We start from the raw sequence: 15,331 nt of genomic DNA on the forward strand, positions 1-15,331 counted from the left end.
TCAGCAACAACGAAAATGATCCAGCGGAGAGCGCTCCATACCCATGCGCTTATGCCAGTCATGGAAGCGTTCTAACAACAACGGTTGAAGCTCAAGCGTGTAGTATGAGGCGGGATTCTGTAACCCCATCATCTCGGAAAATACCAACAGCATAAACAGGTCGTCTTCGTCGCGGCGCGCCCGGGCGATGGCACCTCGATAACGCGCGCTATATACCTCTTCAGTGAAGAAACGGGCTTGGTCTAACCAAGCCCGTAATCCGCTGCGACGTGACGACCCATGTTTGGGTTCGTCGGTCATTAGCTGTCACTCCTCAAGGTTGATCGTGCTGCGCTGCAATGTCGGCTCGCGAACGCTTAAGGGCTGCTGAGCACTCCATTGCCACTAACACGGCCGCTATCAACACCACGACGTCGAGCACTAACAGGAACATATTGCCATCATTCCAGAACGTACGAAGCTGTAGCAACAACGCCAGGATGGTCATCACCAGCAAAAAGCAAAGGGGTGCCAGCGTAAACCACATGGGCCTCTTCAGGCGCACTAGCATAACGGTAATCACTAGCAGCGTAAGGCCTGCTAACAACTGGTTGGTCGTACCGAAAAGTGGCCAAATAATTAGCCCACCGGAGCCATCCGCGCCACCGGCGCCAAAGGCAAGTACCAGGCACGACCCTACGGCCAGGCCGGTCGCAATAGACGGTTTTTTCATCCACTGCTGCTGATAGATCTCGCCCCATTCCTGGAAGATATAGCGCTGCAAACGCAGCCCGGTATCCATTGTTGTCCCTGCAAACAGCGCCGCCATCACGGTGAGAAGCGTCGACGCGGTGGCTTCTGGCAACCCTATACCGTTGTGAATAATAAAGGCACCACCTTCCACAAAGGCATTCACGCCACCCTGGCCGAACGCAGTGTACATTGCCTCCCAATCGCCCATTGTGGCAAACCCCGCGGTCGCAGCCAGAATGGCGGCCAGCGCCAGCATGCCCTCACCTACGGCACCGAAATAGCCTACAAAACGCACATCGGTTTCTTTATTGAGCTGTTTCGAGGTAGTGCCCGACGATACCAAGCCATGGAAGCCAGAAATGGCACCGCAAGCAATCGTTACGAAGAGCAGCGGTAATAATGACGGCGTGCCATCGGGCACATCATTGTTAAATGCTGGAGCGACCAAGGTCGGGTTAAGCAGTACCAAGGCCCCATAAAGAATGATCAGACCGATAAACAGTTGCAGACCATTAATATAGTCACGGGGCTGCAGCAGCATCCAGACAGGCAGCAGCGATGCGACGGCCGCATAGCCAAACAGAATCAAAATCCATACCGCATTGCCTGACATAGCCCCGACCTCGTCGGGCATTTGAATGGGGACTGAGGGGCCAATCCCGATCAACGCATAGAGAGCAACTACGCCTAATATCGATACCACCGGGAGGCTTAATATCCGCCGATAAATCATTTGGCCGATGATTAGCGCCACGAAAATTGCGCCCCAAACCGGCACTACGGCGCTTGAAAAGTTCATCATCAAGCCTGCAATCACCACCGCAAACACGGCGTTTACCATCAGCAGAACCAAAAATATGACGATCATAAAAATACTACGCGCTCGCGTGCCTACCACATCGCCCGTGAGTGCCCCAACGGATTTTGCCTTATTGCGAACGCTGGCCCAGATGGCACCGGAATCATGAATACCGGCGAAGAAAATAGTACCGAACACCACCCATAAAAATGCCGGCGCCCAGCCCCAGATCACAGCAATAGCAGGACCCACAATGGGCGCAGCACCGGCTACTGACGTAAAGTGGTGCCCCCAAAGCACGTAGCGATTGGTCGGCACATAGTCCACCCCATCTTCAAATTCGTGGGCCGGCGTTTTAAAGTCAGGGTCAAGCTGAAAGATCTTTTCGGCTATGAACTTGGAGTAAACAAAATACCCCGCTGCCATTGCCCCTAGGCCTAGCAGCAGCAAGATAACAGCACTCATAGGATTGTCTCCTTTGGCTTTTGATTATCAATTAGTTACGCCAATCATAATATACGGCAAGCCATCATATAGTGGTACGACGATTGGCTGACGTCCACGCTAACCACTGATAACACAACAAAATTACATCTAAAGTCTTAGCTATCAGCCAACTAGTAAGGCAGTCACCGTCAGCAAAAGGTCGTCTTGGCGCGGCACCTCCATCTGCCTACACTCTTCATTAACAACGGGGAACACATTCTGCCCCGCCAATTCAATTTCGGGAGAGCACGATGGCCAGAGTGCTTGTGGTCGATGACGAGCCCAACATCCTCATCTCGCTTGAGTTTCTTATGCAGCAAGCGGGCTTCGACGTCGTCACTGCCGAAGATGGCGAGCAAGCGATGACCTGCGTTAATCAAGCCAAGCCGGATCTTATCTTGCTGGACATTAGCCTACCGGGCATCAGTGGTTTTGATGTGCTGGAGCAGTTGCGTCAGGACAGCACCACCGCGACACTGCCCATCATTATGCTAACGGCACATGGCCGTGAGGTAGAGCGTGAAAAAGGCATGGCACTTGGTGCAGACGATTACATTACCAAGCCTTTTTCTACCCAGGCACTGGTCGAAAAAGTCAACGCGCTGCTAACCGAGACGCGGCCATGACAAAAGGCGGGTTGCCCAAGCGCCAGCGTTTAATTGGTCTATGGCTATTGCTCAGCGGCATTAGCCTGCTGGGCGGCGCTATTTTTGCCGCGTGGCTAGAGGCACAGTTTGCCCCCACCGGGGGAACGCGAATAGCCCTATGGTTGGGTAGCTTTTCTGGTGGTTCGACGATTTTTTTAGTCGGCTTGCTGCTTGAGCGTATGCTGTTTACCCCACTGCGCCACTTACAGGTGCAGCTAGCACGCTTAGTGGCAAACCCCGATGCGCGCGATGAATACCCACCCGAAGGCTGGCTAAAAGGGTTAGGCCCGGACCTACAGCGAGTGCGCGAAAGCTGGCGTGCGGACCGTGGCCGCCTGGCCACCGCGCATACTGAAGGCGCACGCAGCGCGGCCAAAATCCGTCAAGAACTAGAAACCCTGCTGCAAGTGCTCGAGACACCGCTATTGCTGTGCGATCATCACCGCCGCGTGATGCTGTTTAATCAGGCCGCCGAGGACTTTTTCGTCGATAATACAGGGCTCGGTTTAGGTAAACGCCTGGAAGCCCTGCTACCGGTAGCAAGTTTGCAACAGGCGTTAAGCCAGTTACCTAACGACGGCGCTCCTCGCGAGCTGCTCGCCCCCTGCGATAACCGCTGGCTAAAAGTCATTATGCGTCGCGTTCCAGGCAGCGACGGCGAAACGCTATTGACGTTTAATGACGCAACCGCCTCCTGGTCAAGCGAAATGGGCGTCAGAGCAGAGCTTGCCGATATGCTGACACCGCTTCGTCAGCATACTGCAAGCCTAACCAGTGCTGCCGACGCGTTGATTCAACTACGCCTTCAAGGCGGCGTCGATACCTCAGCGCTGCGCCAACGCTTTGAACGCGTCATTCAGGAAGAAGGCGCCACGCTCGGCGACAACGTCGCGAAAATTGGCCAGCTCCTTGATGATATGCAGCATCAAGGCGAACGCTTAACCCCGATGTGGTCCAATGATTTCTGGCAGGCACTCGATGAACGCCTCGACCCTGAGCACCGTTTAATTACCCCGGTGGGCATGCCCGCCTGGTTTAAAGGCGATGCCCCGGCCCTGATCGCCCTGTTTGATTCGCTAGTCAAACATTTAAGTGCCCACCTTCCCGACAGTGGCTTTGAGGGTGAAATATGCTTGGGTAATAAACGCGTCTATTTAGACCTTATTTGGCGCGGAAAGGCGTTGCCGGAGCATGCTCTCGCCGAGTGGCGACAACAAACGCTGCCTTCATTACCGCTGAATCCAAGCGTTGCTGATGTGTTACGTCAGCACGCCAGCGATATTTGGAGCCTGGCGGCCGATGATGGTATCCATGCCCGCTTGAGGCTTCCGCTGCCCGCCATGGAACGCGTAGGCGCCCCTAGGGAAACCGCCCCACCGCGACCCGAATTCCATGATTTTGGGATTGCCGACCTTCCTCCGCCCGACGAAGCCCTCGCCGGTCGCTCTCTGCGCAGTCTGGAAGTTGTGGCCTTTGATACCGAAACCACTGGGCTTGAGCTTCGCCGGGGAGATACCGTCATTAGCCTGGGGGCATGCCGCGTGGTGAACGCGCGACTGTTAGCAAGCGATGTGTTTGATCAAAAAGTCGATCCCAAGCGACCCATCCCGTTGGCCAGCACCGCCATTCATGGGCTTACCGATGCCGATGTGGCCGGCGCACCGCCACTGGATATCGTGCTGACTCGCTTTCGCGACTACGTAGGAGAAGCAGTATTACTGGCGCATAACGCTGCTTTTGATTTGCTGGCTATTAGCCATAAGGGCGTTACCTTCGATATTCCCGTGATCGACACCCTGCTCATCTCGCGCGCACTGGACGAAGCGCTGGATGGACATGACCTGGATAGCCTTGCCCAGCGCTACGACTTGGCTTTCCCGCCGGGCACTCGCCATACTGCGCTGGGCGATGCGCGGGTCACCGCCGAGTTGTGGCTCGCGCTATTACCGCGCTTGGAAGCCCGTGGCGTTGATACCCTTGAGCAACTGCTCGCACTGCAAGCCAATGCCTTCGACCGACAGGATGCCAGCGCCTCATGAAACCTTCTGGTCTGAAAACGCGCAAAACAGAACGCTTGGTGGCGTTGGTGGTGATCGCCCTGCTGCTGTTCTGCCCACCACTGATTATCGTGGTCGACCGCCTTCCCCCGTTCGGCATAGGTTGGCTACCCGTGTATTTATTTAGCGCCTGGGCAATCGTCATCGGCTTGGCGGCATGGCTTATGGAATACCGTGCGGGCCGCTGACCATGCGAACTGACCCCATCATTCTAGGCACTGCCTTTGGCTACCTGGCGCTACTTTTTGTGGTTGCCGCCTGGGGCGATCGACGTGCCGAGCAAGGCCGCTCACTGATTGGTTCGCCCACGGTCTATGCCCTCTCCATTGCCGTGTACTGTACCGCCTGGACCTTCTACGGCAGTGTAGGCCGCGCCGCCGAGCACGGCCCCAGCTTTCTACTCATCTACCTAGGGCCTACGCTGGCAATGCTGCTGGCGCCGTTTGTGATTCGTAAAATGGTGCGCATCGCGGCGCGCCAGCGAATCACCTCGATTGCCGATTTTATCAGCGCTCGCTATGGCAAAAGCACAAGCCTGGGTGCGCTTGTTGCCTTGATGGCACTGATTAGCATCACGCCGTATATCGCCCTTCAGTTAAAAGCGATCACCGTGAGTCATGCGGTACTGATTAACTACCCCCATACCGCCGATACCACCCTTGTGGATGAACGCTTCTGGATGGACAAATCCCTCTGGATCGCCCTGGTGCTGGCCGTGTTTATTATTCTGTTTGGCACGCGCCATTTGGATGCCAGCGAGCGCCACGAAGGCATGGTCGCAGCAATTGCCTTGGAATCCATCGTAAAGCTCGTTGCTTTCATGGCCGTCGGCGTGTTTGTGGTCTTTGTAATGTTTGAAGGACCCGCCGCACTGTTTGCCCAAATAGCAGCCACACCAACGCTGATTGACAGCATGCGCTTGGACAGTGTGCCTGGCGGCGTTACCGGCTGGGTAGGCATGTTAGTGCTGTCATTTTTGGCGTTTTTAACCCTGCCGCGCCAGTTCCAGGTCTTGGTGGTAGAGAATGTCGATGAGCAACACCTCACCCGCGCGAGCTGGCTTTTCCCTCTTTATATGCTGCTGATCAACCTGTTCGTGATTCCCATTGCTCTAGCAGGCCTATTGCTGGGCGCAAGCGCAGGTGACCCGGACAGCTTTGTGCTAACACTTCCCCTTTCGGCCGGACTTGAGGGATTGCCGCTACTGGTGTTTATTGGCGGCCTCTCGGCGGCCACTGGCATGGTTATCGTCGAAACGATTGCGCTTTCCACCATGGTTAGCAACCAACTGGTCATGCCGCTACTGTTGCGTTCGCGGCGGCTGCACCTAAGCACCAAAGGCGAACTTGCCGGCTGGCTATTGGGTATCCGCCGGGTGGCTATCGTGCTTATTTTGTTACTCGGCTACCTCTACCATGCACTGATTGGCGACTCCTATAGTCTGGTCACCATTGGCCTGGTGTCCTTCGCGGGAGCCGCACAGTTTGCGCCTGCGCTGTTAATTGGCCTTTACTGGCGTGGGGCCACCCGCCAAGGCGCCGCCTCAGGATTAATTGCCGGTTTCCTGGTGTGGTGCTATACGCTGCTGCTGCCGGGGTTTGCCCAGTCCGGCTGGTTAGATGCAGCGCTCCTCACCGAGGGCCCTTGGGGGATTGGCTGGCTGATACCTTACGGTTTATTTGGTCTTGAAGAATGGGACATCTATACCCATTCGCTGCTCTGGAGCATGCTCGCCAACGTGGGGCTGCTGGTGGGGGTGTCTTTGTTTACTCGTCCAACGCCCCTTGAACAGACCCAGGCGGCGCTGTTCACCGAAGCCATGCATCCCAACCTGCAAACCGCTCCGCTATGGCGTGGGCAAACGACTCAAGGAGCACTCAGCGAACTGCTCGTTCGCTACTTAGGTGACCAGACAACGCGTCGCGTATTCAAGCAAAGCCCCTCCAGCAGCGCACTCGCTGCGGAAGAGCCCGCCAATGCCGAGCTGATCACACGTGCCGAGCAAGCGCTTGCTGGCTCATTAGGTAGCGCTTCAGCGCGGGTGCTGATTAACTCAGTCGTACGTGGCGAAGCGTTGGATATCGAGTCGATTCTGAGCATTCTGGATACGACCTCCCAAACCCTTGAGTACAATCGCCGCCTGGAGCAGAAGTCCCAGGAGTTGGTCCAAATCGGCGAAGAGCTGCGCAGTGCCAATGAACGACTGCGCGAACTGGACAGGCTCAAAGACGAATTTGTCGCCATGGTCAGCCATGAACTGCGCACGCCGCTCACCTCAATACGCGCCTTCGCAGAAATTTTACGTGATAACAGCGAGCTCCCCGATGACAAGCGCCAGCACTTTCTGGGGGTTATCGTCCATGAGAGCCAGCGCCTATCGCGCTTAATCGAAGAGATTTTAGACCTTGCCCGCCTAGAAAGCGGTCGTTTAACGCTCAACCCAGTGCCGCTCGATCTGGCCGCGCTCGCGAGACACAGCATTGATGCTATTGCGCGTCTGCATGAGCAACGTGGCATTACCCTGGAGGTCAGCTTAGCAGCGGATCCCGCGATGGTGATCGGCGACCAAGACCGGCTAGAACAAGTGATTATCAATTTATTGGATAACGCGGGTAAGTTTGCCGATCGCCACCAGCCCAAAGTACGCTTAGCGCTTTACCCCCATCGCGGCCATTTTCGTTTAAGCGTTGAGGACAACGGCGCGGGGATCAGCATAGACGAACGCGAGCGGGTGTTTGAAAAATTCCATCAAATACAGCAAGACGGCGATATTCCCCACGGCCGACCAAAAGGCAGCGGCCTTGGGCTACCTATTAGCCGCGGCATTATCGCCCACCTAGGCGGACGACTATGGGTGGAGGATGCCAAGACGCTAGGGGGTGCCTGCCTAACATTGGAACTTCCATCGGCGCCGGATAATACCTCCACGGTTTAATGGCGGACACCGCGTCATACCCATAGTGCGCTTAGCTATGCGTTTCTTACTTGCTTCACAAAAGCTTTAATCTGCTGAAGATCAAATTTTAAAAGTAACCGTTGGTCTTCGCGTAGATGACGCAGGTCCACCCAACCATCAGCGGCATGGCCATGGGCTTTATTGACACGCTGCTGATCCAATAGACATTGCTGCAGGCGTTCAAAAGCCGCCAGAAGCATATCTGATTGCATCGACGTTAAGGCCCTGGATTCATGATTGAGTGCAATCAAACGCTCGCGGGTGGCTATTTCATGGCGCTGATGGCGCACACAAAGCAAACGCACGGCGCTAACCAACGGCATTAATCCCTGATGTTTAAGGTTGATGGCCTGGTCGTGCGGCGCCGCAAGACCAGGGCTTGAGGCTATCCGCCCAAAGCGGTCCAGGGCCACCGGCAGCTCGTCAAGCAACGCGGCCATTTCATGCATAAATAACGGCGCCTTGGGCAGCGTCGCCGCGATGGTCTCCCCAAGTCGTTCCGCAAGCGCTGGATTGCCCGCCACCGGGGAAAAATCGAGCAGAATATTGGTTTGCTGTACCCGCTTCACTTGGCGATCAGCGCTCCAAATTGCCAGTTGTGCACGCCACTCGCTCAACCGTTTACGCCACATCGGCCAGCGCGCCATCACGTGGCCTCGGCACAGCGGAATACCCGCCTCATCAAGGCGTGCTGTAAACCGCTCGCCTAACGCTTGAAAGTAGCCATCGATTTCGACATGCCGGTGGTCTGGGTAATCATCAATAATCATTGCATTGTCCTGATCAGGACCCAGCAAGCTTTCATAGCGCGCTGCCGAACCTAACAGCAGGACGCAGTAATCCACCGGCGGCTCTCCCCAGCCCTGGGCACGCATTTCGTCAAGCGACAGCTCGATCGCCTGACGGTAAAGCATGGCGTTATGGTCACTAATGATTTGGCTAATGCGCCAGGCAGGCAAATCGTAATGCACCAATGATTCAACCAGGGATAGTTGCCACGCATAGGCGTCGACTAATGAGGTCTGCGGCGAGGAAATATAATTAAACAGATGAACCAGCGGCGCAGTGAGCGCTGATGTATCGAGCGTCCCGTCAGCGTTTAGCAGGGAGCGCCAGGGTGAGGCTCGGTGTACAACACGCATACGCCTCTCCTTGAACGTTAGAGCGGCTTCGCTGTTAAGTATTGCCTTCGCGACGCGGGTCGGGGGTGAACATGTCGTCGCCTACTTCATCGATATAGCGCTGGGCCTTGCTGACCATCATGGCGTCGCATGCCTCGCGGCTAGGCAGCATATCCGAACGTTCAAAACGGTGTTCCAGATCATCACCCTCTCCTTGGGGCCGACGAATCCAACCGCTGACACGGTATTGACCGCTTTGGTTATCGGGCTGGGAGGTGATGACATACCCTTTGTATTCAACTGATTCGGCAGCCTGTGGTTTACCCGCAGCGCCGTCACGGCCACCGCCCAGCAAACCTGAGAGTAGTTTTTTAAACATTTTAACTCCTACGCACCTAGCAGGCGGCAAGTTTGTCTTGCCGCCCCGCCAGCCTGTTAGCTTTGTTTGCGACCTTTACCCGCCGCTATCCGCAAGCGCAACGCATTCAGCTTGATAAAGCCTTCCGCGTCTTTTTGGTCGTAAGCGCCCGCATCGTCTTCGAAGGTAGCGATCGATTCGTCAAACAACGACTGGTCGGACTTGCGGCCTACCACGATGGCGTTACCTTTATAGAGCTTCATGCGTACAACACCGGATACGTTATGCTGCGTCTCGTCGATGGCCGCCTGTAGCATGCGGCGCTCGGGGCTCCACCAGTAGCCGTTGTAGATCACTTCGGCATACTTCGGCATCAATTGGTCTTTCAGGTGGGCCTCTTCACGGTCAAGGGTAAGCGACTCGATCGCGCGGTGTGCGCGCAACATGATGCTGCCCCCTGGGGTTTCGTAACAGCCACGCGACTTCATGCCCACGTAGCGGTTTTCCACAATATCCAGACGCCCGATGCCGTTGTCGCCCCCTAACTTATTAAGTTTTTCAAGCACTTCGTGCGGCTTATGGGCTTCACCGTCAATCGCGACAATATCGCCTTTGTCAAACGTCAGTTCCACATAGGTAGGCTGGTCGGGTGCTGCTTCAGGCGAGACACTCCAGCGCCACATGTCTTCTTCCGCTTCCGCCCACGGATCTTCGAGAATGCCGCCTTCATAAGAAATATGCAGCAGATTGGCATCCATTGAGTAAGGCGACTTTTTCTTTTTGCTGGAAAAGTCGACGGGAATGTTGTGCTCTTCGCAATAGGCCATGAGTTTTTCACGCGAGGTAAGGTCCCACTCGCGCCAGGGCGCAATGACTTTCACGCCTGGCTTCAAGGCGTAGCCGCCCAGCTCAAACCGAACTTGATCGTTGCCCTTACCGGTCGCGCCATGGGAGATAGCATCAGCACCGGTCTCGTTGGCAATGTCGATCAAACGTTTGGCGATCAATGGGCGGGCGATAGAGGTACCCAACAGGTACTCACCCTCGTAGATAGTATTGGCGCGAAACATCGGGAAGACGTAGTCACGCACAAACTCTTCGCGCAGGTCCTCAATGTAAATTTCCTTTACGCCTAACGCCTGTGCCTTGGCGCGTGCGGGCTCAACCTCTTCACCTTGACCGATGTCGGCGGTAAACGTCACTACCTCGCAGTGGTAGGTTTCTTGCAACCACTTGACGATAACGGATGTGTCCAGGCCGCCTGAATATGCCAGCACAACCTTTTTGACATCGGACATTCTTGACTCCTTTTTCTGAATAAAATGCGCGCCACACACGCGATGGTGTTATTAGCTCACGCGATCGAATAAACGTTAAGTATAGCGTTCTCAGTGCTCAGCGAATACCGCCAACGACGCCTTAACAGGAAACTGCTAGAATCACCCCACGAAAAGCGCTAGATGCTCTTTGCCCACTGATTACTCGCTTACTAAGGAGAGCTGCATGAGCGAGGCGATTGCCCGCGAATTAATGGCCCAACGTTTTCGCAGTTATCTGCCCGTTGTGGTTGATTTAGAGACGGGCGGCTTTAATGCGCAGGGTGATGCTGTGCTGGAAATTGCAGCCGTCACTCTGACAATGGACCCTGAGGGCAACCTCCTGCCCGATGCCACTTACGCCTACCATATTCAGCCGTTTGACGGGGCCAACGTTGAACAATCGGCGCTGGATTTCACCGGCATCAATCTGGACGACCCGTTACGCCGTCAGGTAGCGCTGAGCGAAGAACAAGCCCTCGGCGAAATTTTTCGGCCTATCCGTAAGTCAATCAAAGCCCATGGATGCTCGCGGGCTATTCTGGTGGGGCACAACGCAGCGTTCGATCACGGTTTCTTGAACGCAGCGGCTAACCGCTGCGGCATCAAGCGCAACCCCTTTCATCCTTTTTCCAGCTTTGACACGGCGACACTCGCAGGCTTGGTTTACGGCCAAACCGTGCTGGCTCGCGCGTGCCGAGCTGCTGGCATCGAATTTGATAACAAGGCTGCCCATTCGGCACGCTATGATACAGAACGCACAGCGGAGCTATTCTGCGCCATGATCAATCGCTACAAGGATTTGGGCGGATGGCAATTGGCCCAACGCGAGCAGGCCATGGATAACGGCGACTAGCCGGATGCAGGCCTAAACGCTTTACGCTAAACTTCGCCTAGTTATTTTTACGCCTTCCGACCTCCAGGAGATGAGATTTTTCCATGGCTCAGCATAATGCCTTTTACGCCCAATCAGGCGGTGTCACCGCTGTGATCAATGCCAGCGCTTGTGGTGTCATCGAAGCTTGCCGACAAGCCCCCGACCAGATTGGTAAGGTCTATGCCGGTCATAACGGCATTATTGGCGCCCTAACGGAAGACCTCATCGATGTGACCCAAGAGAGCGACGATGCCATCGCTGCTCTACGCTACACACCGGGAGGCGCTTTTGGTTCGTGCCGTTACAAACTTAAGGATATCGACACGCATCGTACCCAGTATGAGCGCCTGATCGAGGTCTTCAAGGCCCACGATATTCGTTACTTTTTCTATAACGGTGGCGGTGACAGCGCGGATACCTGCCTAAAAGTCTCCCAGCTGTCCGAAAAACTGGGCTACCCGCTGACCGCGATTCACGTTCCCAAAACCGTCGATAACGACTTGCCCATCACCGACAACAGCCCAGGATTTGGCAGCGTGGCAAAGTACATTGCCACGTCTACCCGTGAAGCGTCTTTGGACATTGCGTCGATGTGCGCCACGTCAACCAAGGTATTTGTACTTGAAGTCATGGGGCGCCATGCCGGCTGGATCGCAGCGGCGGGCGGCTTAGCGGGCGAAGGCCCAGGCGAGCCACCTCACCTGATCATATTCCCGGAAATTCCGTTTAATCGTAAAGCGGTCATGAACAGAGTCGAGCAAAGCGTCCAACAGAATGGCTACTGCGTTATTGTGGTATCTGAAGGGGCACGCTACGAAGACGACACTTTCCTGGCCGATGCTGGCAACACCGACGCCTTCGGCCACCGGCAATTGGGCGGTGTCGCTCCTACGCTGGCTGGCATGATCAAGCAGGACCTGGGCTACAAATACCACTGGGCGGTTGCGGATTATTTACAGCGCGCCGCGCGCCACTTGGCGTCTAAAACCGATGTGGAACAGGCCTACGCGGTAGGTCGTGAAGCAGTTACCCTGGCACTTGCGGGCAAAAACGCCATGATGCCGGCCATTCGTCGCATCTCTCAGTCACCCTATCAGTGGGATGTCATCTCTGCCCCATTGTCTCAAGTGGCTAACCAAGAGAAGTTTATGCCCCGCGATTTCATCAGCGAGGAAGGTTTCGATATTACCGACGCCTGCCGGGACTATCTCTCGCCGTTGATCCAAGGTGAGGACTTTCCGCCTTTCGAAAATGGCCTGCCTAAAGTAGCCAAACTGAAACTGGCCAAAGTAGAACGCAAACTGCCTGTGTTCACGCTTTAAACGTTCACTGATACTCATAAGCGAAAGCCCAGGATCGTTTTAGCGACACCTGGGCTTATTTATTATTGATGGGTACTGGCAAGTGTTAACGCAACAGCCACGACAGCACGAGCAGCAATAGCAAAATACCCGCGACTCCCTGCCAGAAATGACGCGGCTCTTTGCGCTCTTCATCGTCCGTCGAGCGTTTGCCCAACGGCAACCGCAAAGCATGCAAAAACTCGGATAAACGCCTGAAACGCAGGGAGCGCTGGGGGTCCAAGGCGCGCCGTAAGGCTTCGTCGAGCTCCGGCGATATTTCCGGATTAGTGGTCCGTGCGTTGCGGTAGGTCAGGCCTTCCAGGTCAGTATGACTGCGTAGCCGGTTAGGCGTCAGGCTATAGGGCATTGCCCCAGTCAACAGCCAATACACGGTCGAGGCTAATGAGTATTGGTCACTGCGCCGCCCGACGCTATCGCCCAGCGCGTACTCTGGGGCGGTGTGTTCATTAAATCCTAACTGCCTCAACAGCTCGCCTGAATGACGGTGGCCATCCACTTCGCGCATATGGCAGGCACTAAAGTCAGTGAGAACGACCTTGCCATGGGGGTCGATCAAAATATTATCGGGGTTGATTTGTTGGTGAATGATTTCACGATGGTGCAAGGCCTGAACGGCTTTACCCAATTGATTGGCGATATCCAACCGCTGGGACAGATTTGCCTGCGGATGGCGCTCGGCCCACTGGCGTAATGTCTCGCCTTCAATATGCTGCATCAAATAGTAAAGGTAGCGCCGGGGACGCGACGGCTCAACGACCTTAACCACAAACGGCGAGTTAACCCGCTCAACGACCCATTGTTGAAGCAAAAAATGCTCTAAGTAAGCGTTGCGTAACGACAGCTCGGGGCTCGGTGCCTTCATCACCATTTCGCGCTCTGAATACACATCCCGTACGCGATAAATACGTGACTGCGCCGTGCGTGACAGGACAGCCAGCACTTCCAGGCCATCCAATCTTGCCCCAGGCGCCAACTCTGGTGGAATCGGCAACTCACCGTATAGCTGACCGGGATGGTCTCGGCTTTCTTCAGGCAGCTCATCAATGCGTACCAGTTGGAAACAAAACTGGTCGCCGCCGTAACCACGCTCTTGAGCCCGTTGCTTCGCCTCATTGGCAAGACGTTCGCAGGCCGCGTCCAGATCGCTTGCGTCCTGACGAATCAATCGCACGTAGTCGGAGGGCAGCAAGGTGCCGCCGACTGCCTGGGTAGTAAACAAGAACAGATCGCCCTGCTTCACCTGCAAGTGGGTATAGTCAATATCCACGCTGCCATCCATACCCAGCGCTCGCGACGGATAACGGTATCCCCCCAGGTCCGTGACATGGTCGCGGGTCAACTGCTCAAACTCGGCGCCACGCAAGCGAAACACCAGGGTGTCACCCATATGGAATAAGTGGGCATCGCGTTCACGGAATACGATGGCTGACAGCGATGACACAAAGCTGCCGTTTTTGACGTGCTGACTTTGACCATAACACCAGCTATTGAGTGCTCTAAGCACGCGAGTCGCTGACGTTTTAACATCCCAGTGATCCGGCGTTGAAAAATAATCGGCTAAAAAGCCGCGTACGCTTATATCGCCCGCTTGTTTTGCTAGGGTATTGCGTGAGAGCGAGTCGCTAATGACCGCACAGCCCCCCTTTGCTTTAAGCAACGGCGGTTCGGGAAAGCGTACCGACATGGAACTGCGGTGCAGGCGGCGGTCGGGTGCAACAAATGCCTGACCGTAACTGATCAGCAATTGGGCGTGTGCCAAGTCATCCTCCTGAGCATACAGCGTTGGCAACTGACATCACTGTCTAAGTAGAACCTATGATACACGCTGATAGCGCTAAACGATGCCCGCCAAACGTCGTGAGATGGCAAGGCAGGCTATTCAGCGCTGATAGCATTTACGCAACACCTATGTCGCATTGGTAATCCTGCGGCCATGTTCGTATAATTCGTCGTTATCCATATAGCAACTTCGATTGCCTAGCCATTGTACGACCAAGGAATTAACGATGAACTTCGACAACATCCCCGCTGGTAAGGATCTGCCCAACGACTTATACGTGGCGATTGAAATCCCTGCCAACCATGCGCCGATCAAGTACGAGATCGACAAAGACATGGGGGCCCTGCTGGTCGACCGCTTTATGGCCACTCCCATGTTCTATCCGGCCAACTACGGTTTTATTCCCCACACCTTGGCCGACGATGGTGACCCGTTAGACGCCCTCGTCGTTACCCCCCATCCGGTTCAGCCGGGAAGCATTATCCGTGCACGCCCAGTAGGCATCCTCAACATGACGGATGAAGCCGGTGAAGACGCCAAGCTGGTCTGCGTCCCTCACCCCAAACTCAGCTCGCTTTACGACGACATTCAGGAAGTCACCGACTTACCCGAGCTGCTGCGTCAGCAAATCGCCCACTTCTTCGAAAACTATAAGGACCTCGAAAAAGGCAAATGGGTGAAAGTTGAGTCCTGGGAAGGCGTAGAAGCGGCACGTAAAGCGATTGAAAAATCAGCGGCGGCTTACCATAAAGCCTAACCTCTCTCGGTTTAGCGCCGCACGCAACGGGGCCACCTTCGGGTGGCCCCGTTGCTTTATAAACCCACTGGCATGCGCTGG

Annotated in this window: 13 protein-coding genes; 7 read left to right on the forward strand and 6 right to left on the reverse strand. The window is 55.3% G+C overall.

Features of this window, described 5'->3' with window-relative positions; all coding sequences use genetic code 11:
• The gene (locus GA0071314_RS09875; protein WP_074396481.1) at positions 1 to 300 is read right to left on the reverse strand and encodes a cory-CC-star protein; all 300 of its coding nucleotides are present in this window, start codon (positions 298 to 300) and stop codon (positions 1 to 3) included.
• Positions 301 to 313: 13 nt separating this feature from the next.
• Positions 314 to 1,996: a carbon starvation CstA family protein gene (locus GA0071314_RS09880; protein WP_074396482.1), complete on the reverse strand. Its 1,683-nt coding sequence runs from the start codon at positions 1,994 to 1,996 to the stop codon at positions 314 to 316.
• Positions 1,997 to 2,268: 272 nt separating this feature from the next.
• Between GA0071314_RS09880 and GA0071314_RS09885 the strand changes: the two genes are divergently transcribed.
• The 4 genes from GA0071314_RS09885 to GA0071314_RS09900 are packed head-to-tail and all read left to right on the forward strand — an operon-like array spanning position 2,269 to position 7,656.
• Positions 2,269 to 2,643: a response regulator transcription factor gene (locus GA0071314_RS09885; protein ID WP_074396483.1), complete on the forward strand. Its 375-nt coding sequence runs from the start codon at positions 2,269 to 2,271 to the stop codon at positions 2,641 to 2,643.
• Entirely contained in the window at positions 2,640 to 4,703 is a 2,064-nt protein-coding gene (locus GA0071314_RS09890; protein WP_074396484.1) for a 3'-5' exonuclease, read from the forward strand. Before GA0071314_RS09885 ends, GA0071314_RS09890 begins: the two co-directional genes overlap by 4 nt.
• A complete protein-coding gene (locus GA0071314_RS09895; protein ID WP_074396485.1) occupies positions 4,700 to 4,909 on the forward strand; it encodes a hypothetical protein in 210 nt (69 codons plus the stop codon). The genes GA0071314_RS09890 and GA0071314_RS09895 overlap by 4 nt, the downstream gene beginning before the upstream one ends.
• A 2-nt stretch (positions 4,910 to 4,911) precedes the next feature.
• Entirely contained in the window at positions 4,912 to 7,656 is a 2,745-nt protein-coding gene (locus GA0071314_RS09900; RefSeq protein ID WP_074396486.1) for a sensor histidine kinase, read from the forward strand.
• Positions 7,657 to 7,691: 35 nt separating this feature from the next.
• Here GA0071314_RS09900 and GA0071314_RS09905 read toward each other — a convergent pair whose 3' ends face one another.
• Genes GA0071314_RS09905 through GA0071314_RS09915 form a run of 3 tightly spaced genes read right to left on the reverse strand, consistent with a single transcriptional unit; the run spans position 7,692 to position 10,454 of the window.
• Positions 7,692 to 8,819, reverse strand: a complete 1,128-nt coding sequence (locus GA0071314_RS09905) for a DUF294 nucleotidyltransferase-like domain-containing protein (RefSeq protein ID WP_074396487.1) — start codon at positions 8,817 to 8,819, stop codon at positions 7,692 to 7,694.
• 34 nt (positions 8,820 to 8,853) lie between these two features.
• Positions 8,854 to 9,177, reverse strand: a complete 324-nt coding sequence (locus GA0071314_RS09910) for an HlyU family transcriptional regulator (protein ID WP_074396488.1) — start codon at positions 9,175 to 9,177, stop codon at positions 8,854 to 8,856.
• Between the two features lie 56 nt (positions 9,178 to 9,233).
• Complete coding sequence (locus GA0071314_RS09915) at positions 9,234 to 10,454, reverse strand: argininosuccinate synthase (RefSeq protein ID WP_074396489.1); 1,221 nt, start codon at positions 10,452 to 10,454, stop codon at positions 9,234 to 9,236.
• 205 nt (positions 10,455 to 10,659) lie between these two features.
• On the opposite strand from GA0071314_RS09915, the gene rnt reads away from it, so the two are divergent.
• Together rnt and GA0071314_RS09925 are read left to right on the forward strand one after the other, a co-directional pair.
• Entirely contained in the window at positions 10,660 to 11,328 is a 669-nt protein-coding gene (gene rnt, locus GA0071314_RS09920) for a ribonuclease T (protein ID WP_074396490.1), read from the forward strand.
• Between the two features lie 83 nt (positions 11,329 to 11,411).
• Complete coding sequence (locus GA0071314_RS09925; protein WP_074396491.1) at positions 11,412 to 12,671, forward strand: 6-phosphofructokinase; 1,260 nt, start codon at positions 11,412 to 11,414, stop codon at positions 12,669 to 12,671.
• Between the two features lie 85 nt (positions 12,672 to 12,756).
• Here the strand turns inward: GA0071314_RS09925 and GA0071314_RS09930 are convergent, their stop codons facing one another.
• On the reverse strand, positions 12,757 to 14,472 hold the full coding sequence (locus GA0071314_RS09930) for a bifunctional protein-serine/threonine kinase/phosphatase (RefSeq protein WP_074396492.1): 1,716 nt from the start codon (positions 14,470 to 14,472) through the stop codon (positions 12,757 to 12,759).
• A gap of 247 nt (positions 14,473 to 14,719) precedes the next feature.
• On the opposite strand from GA0071314_RS09930, the gene ppa reads away from it, so the two are divergent.
• A complete protein-coding gene (gene ppa / locus GA0071314_RS09935) occupies positions 14,720 to 15,250 on the forward strand; it encodes an inorganic diphosphatase (RefSeq protein ID WP_074396493.1) in 531 nt (176 codons plus the stop codon).
• Positions 15,251 to 15,331: the final 81 nt, after the last annotated feature.

Origin of the sequence: Halomonas sp. HL-93 (genome assembly GCF_900086985.1) — a bacterium.
Classification (GTDB): Bacteria; Pseudomonadota; Gammaproteobacteria; order Pseudomonadales; family Halomonadaceae; genus Vreelandella.

What these genes read in the sequence shown, in the direction of transcription:
- GA0071314_RS09875 (WP_074396481.1), bottom strand. Translation starts at nt 300, where the DNA reads ATGACCGACGAACCCAAACATGGGTCGTCACGTCGCAGCGGATTACGG.
- GA0071314_RS09880 (WP_074396482.1), bottom strand. Translation starts at nt 1,996, where the DNA reads ATGAGTGCTGTTATCTTGCTGCTGCTAGGCCTAGGGGCAATGGCAGCG.
- GA0071314_RS09885 (WP_074396483.1), top strand. Translation starts at nt 2,269, where the DNA reads ATGGCCAGAGTGCTTGTGGTCGATGACGAGCCCAACATCCTCATCTCG.
- GA0071314_RS09890 (WP_074396484.1), top strand. Translation starts at nt 2,640, where the DNA reads ATGACAAAAGGCGGGTTGCCCAAGCGCCAGCGTTTAATTGGTCTATGG.
- GA0071314_RS09895 (WP_074396485.1), top strand. Translation starts at nt 4,700, where the DNA reads ATGAAACCTTCTGGTCTGAAAACGCGCAAAACAGAACGCTTGGTGGCG.
- GA0071314_RS09900 (WP_074396486.1), top strand. Translation starts at nt 4,912, where the DNA reads ATGCGAACTGACCCCATCATTCTAGGCACTGCCTTTGGCTACCTGGCG.
- GA0071314_RS09905 (WP_074396487.1), bottom strand. Translation starts at nt 8,819, where the DNA reads ATGCGTGTTGTACACCGAGCCTCACCCTGGCGCTCCCTGCTAAACGCT.
- GA0071314_RS09910 (WP_074396488.1), bottom strand. Translation starts at nt 9,177, where the DNA reads ATGTTTAAAAAACTACTCTCAGGTTTGCTGGGCGGTGGCCGTGACGGC.
- GA0071314_RS09915 (WP_074396489.1), bottom strand. Translation starts at nt 10,454, where the DNA reads ATGTCCGATGTCAAAAAGGTTGTGCTGGCATATTCAGGCGGCCTGGAC.
- rnt (WP_074396490.1), top strand. Translation starts at nt 10,660, where the DNA reads ATGAGCGAGGCGATTGCCCGCGAATTAATGGCCCAACGTTTTCGCAGT.
- GA0071314_RS09925 (WP_074396491.1), top strand. Translation starts at nt 11,412, where the DNA reads ATGGCTCAGCATAATGCCTTTTACGCCCAATCAGGCGGTGTCACCGCT.
- ppa (WP_074396493.1), top strand. Translation starts at nt 14,720, where the DNA reads ATGAACTTCGACAACATCCCCGCTGGTAAGGATCTGCCCAACGACTTA.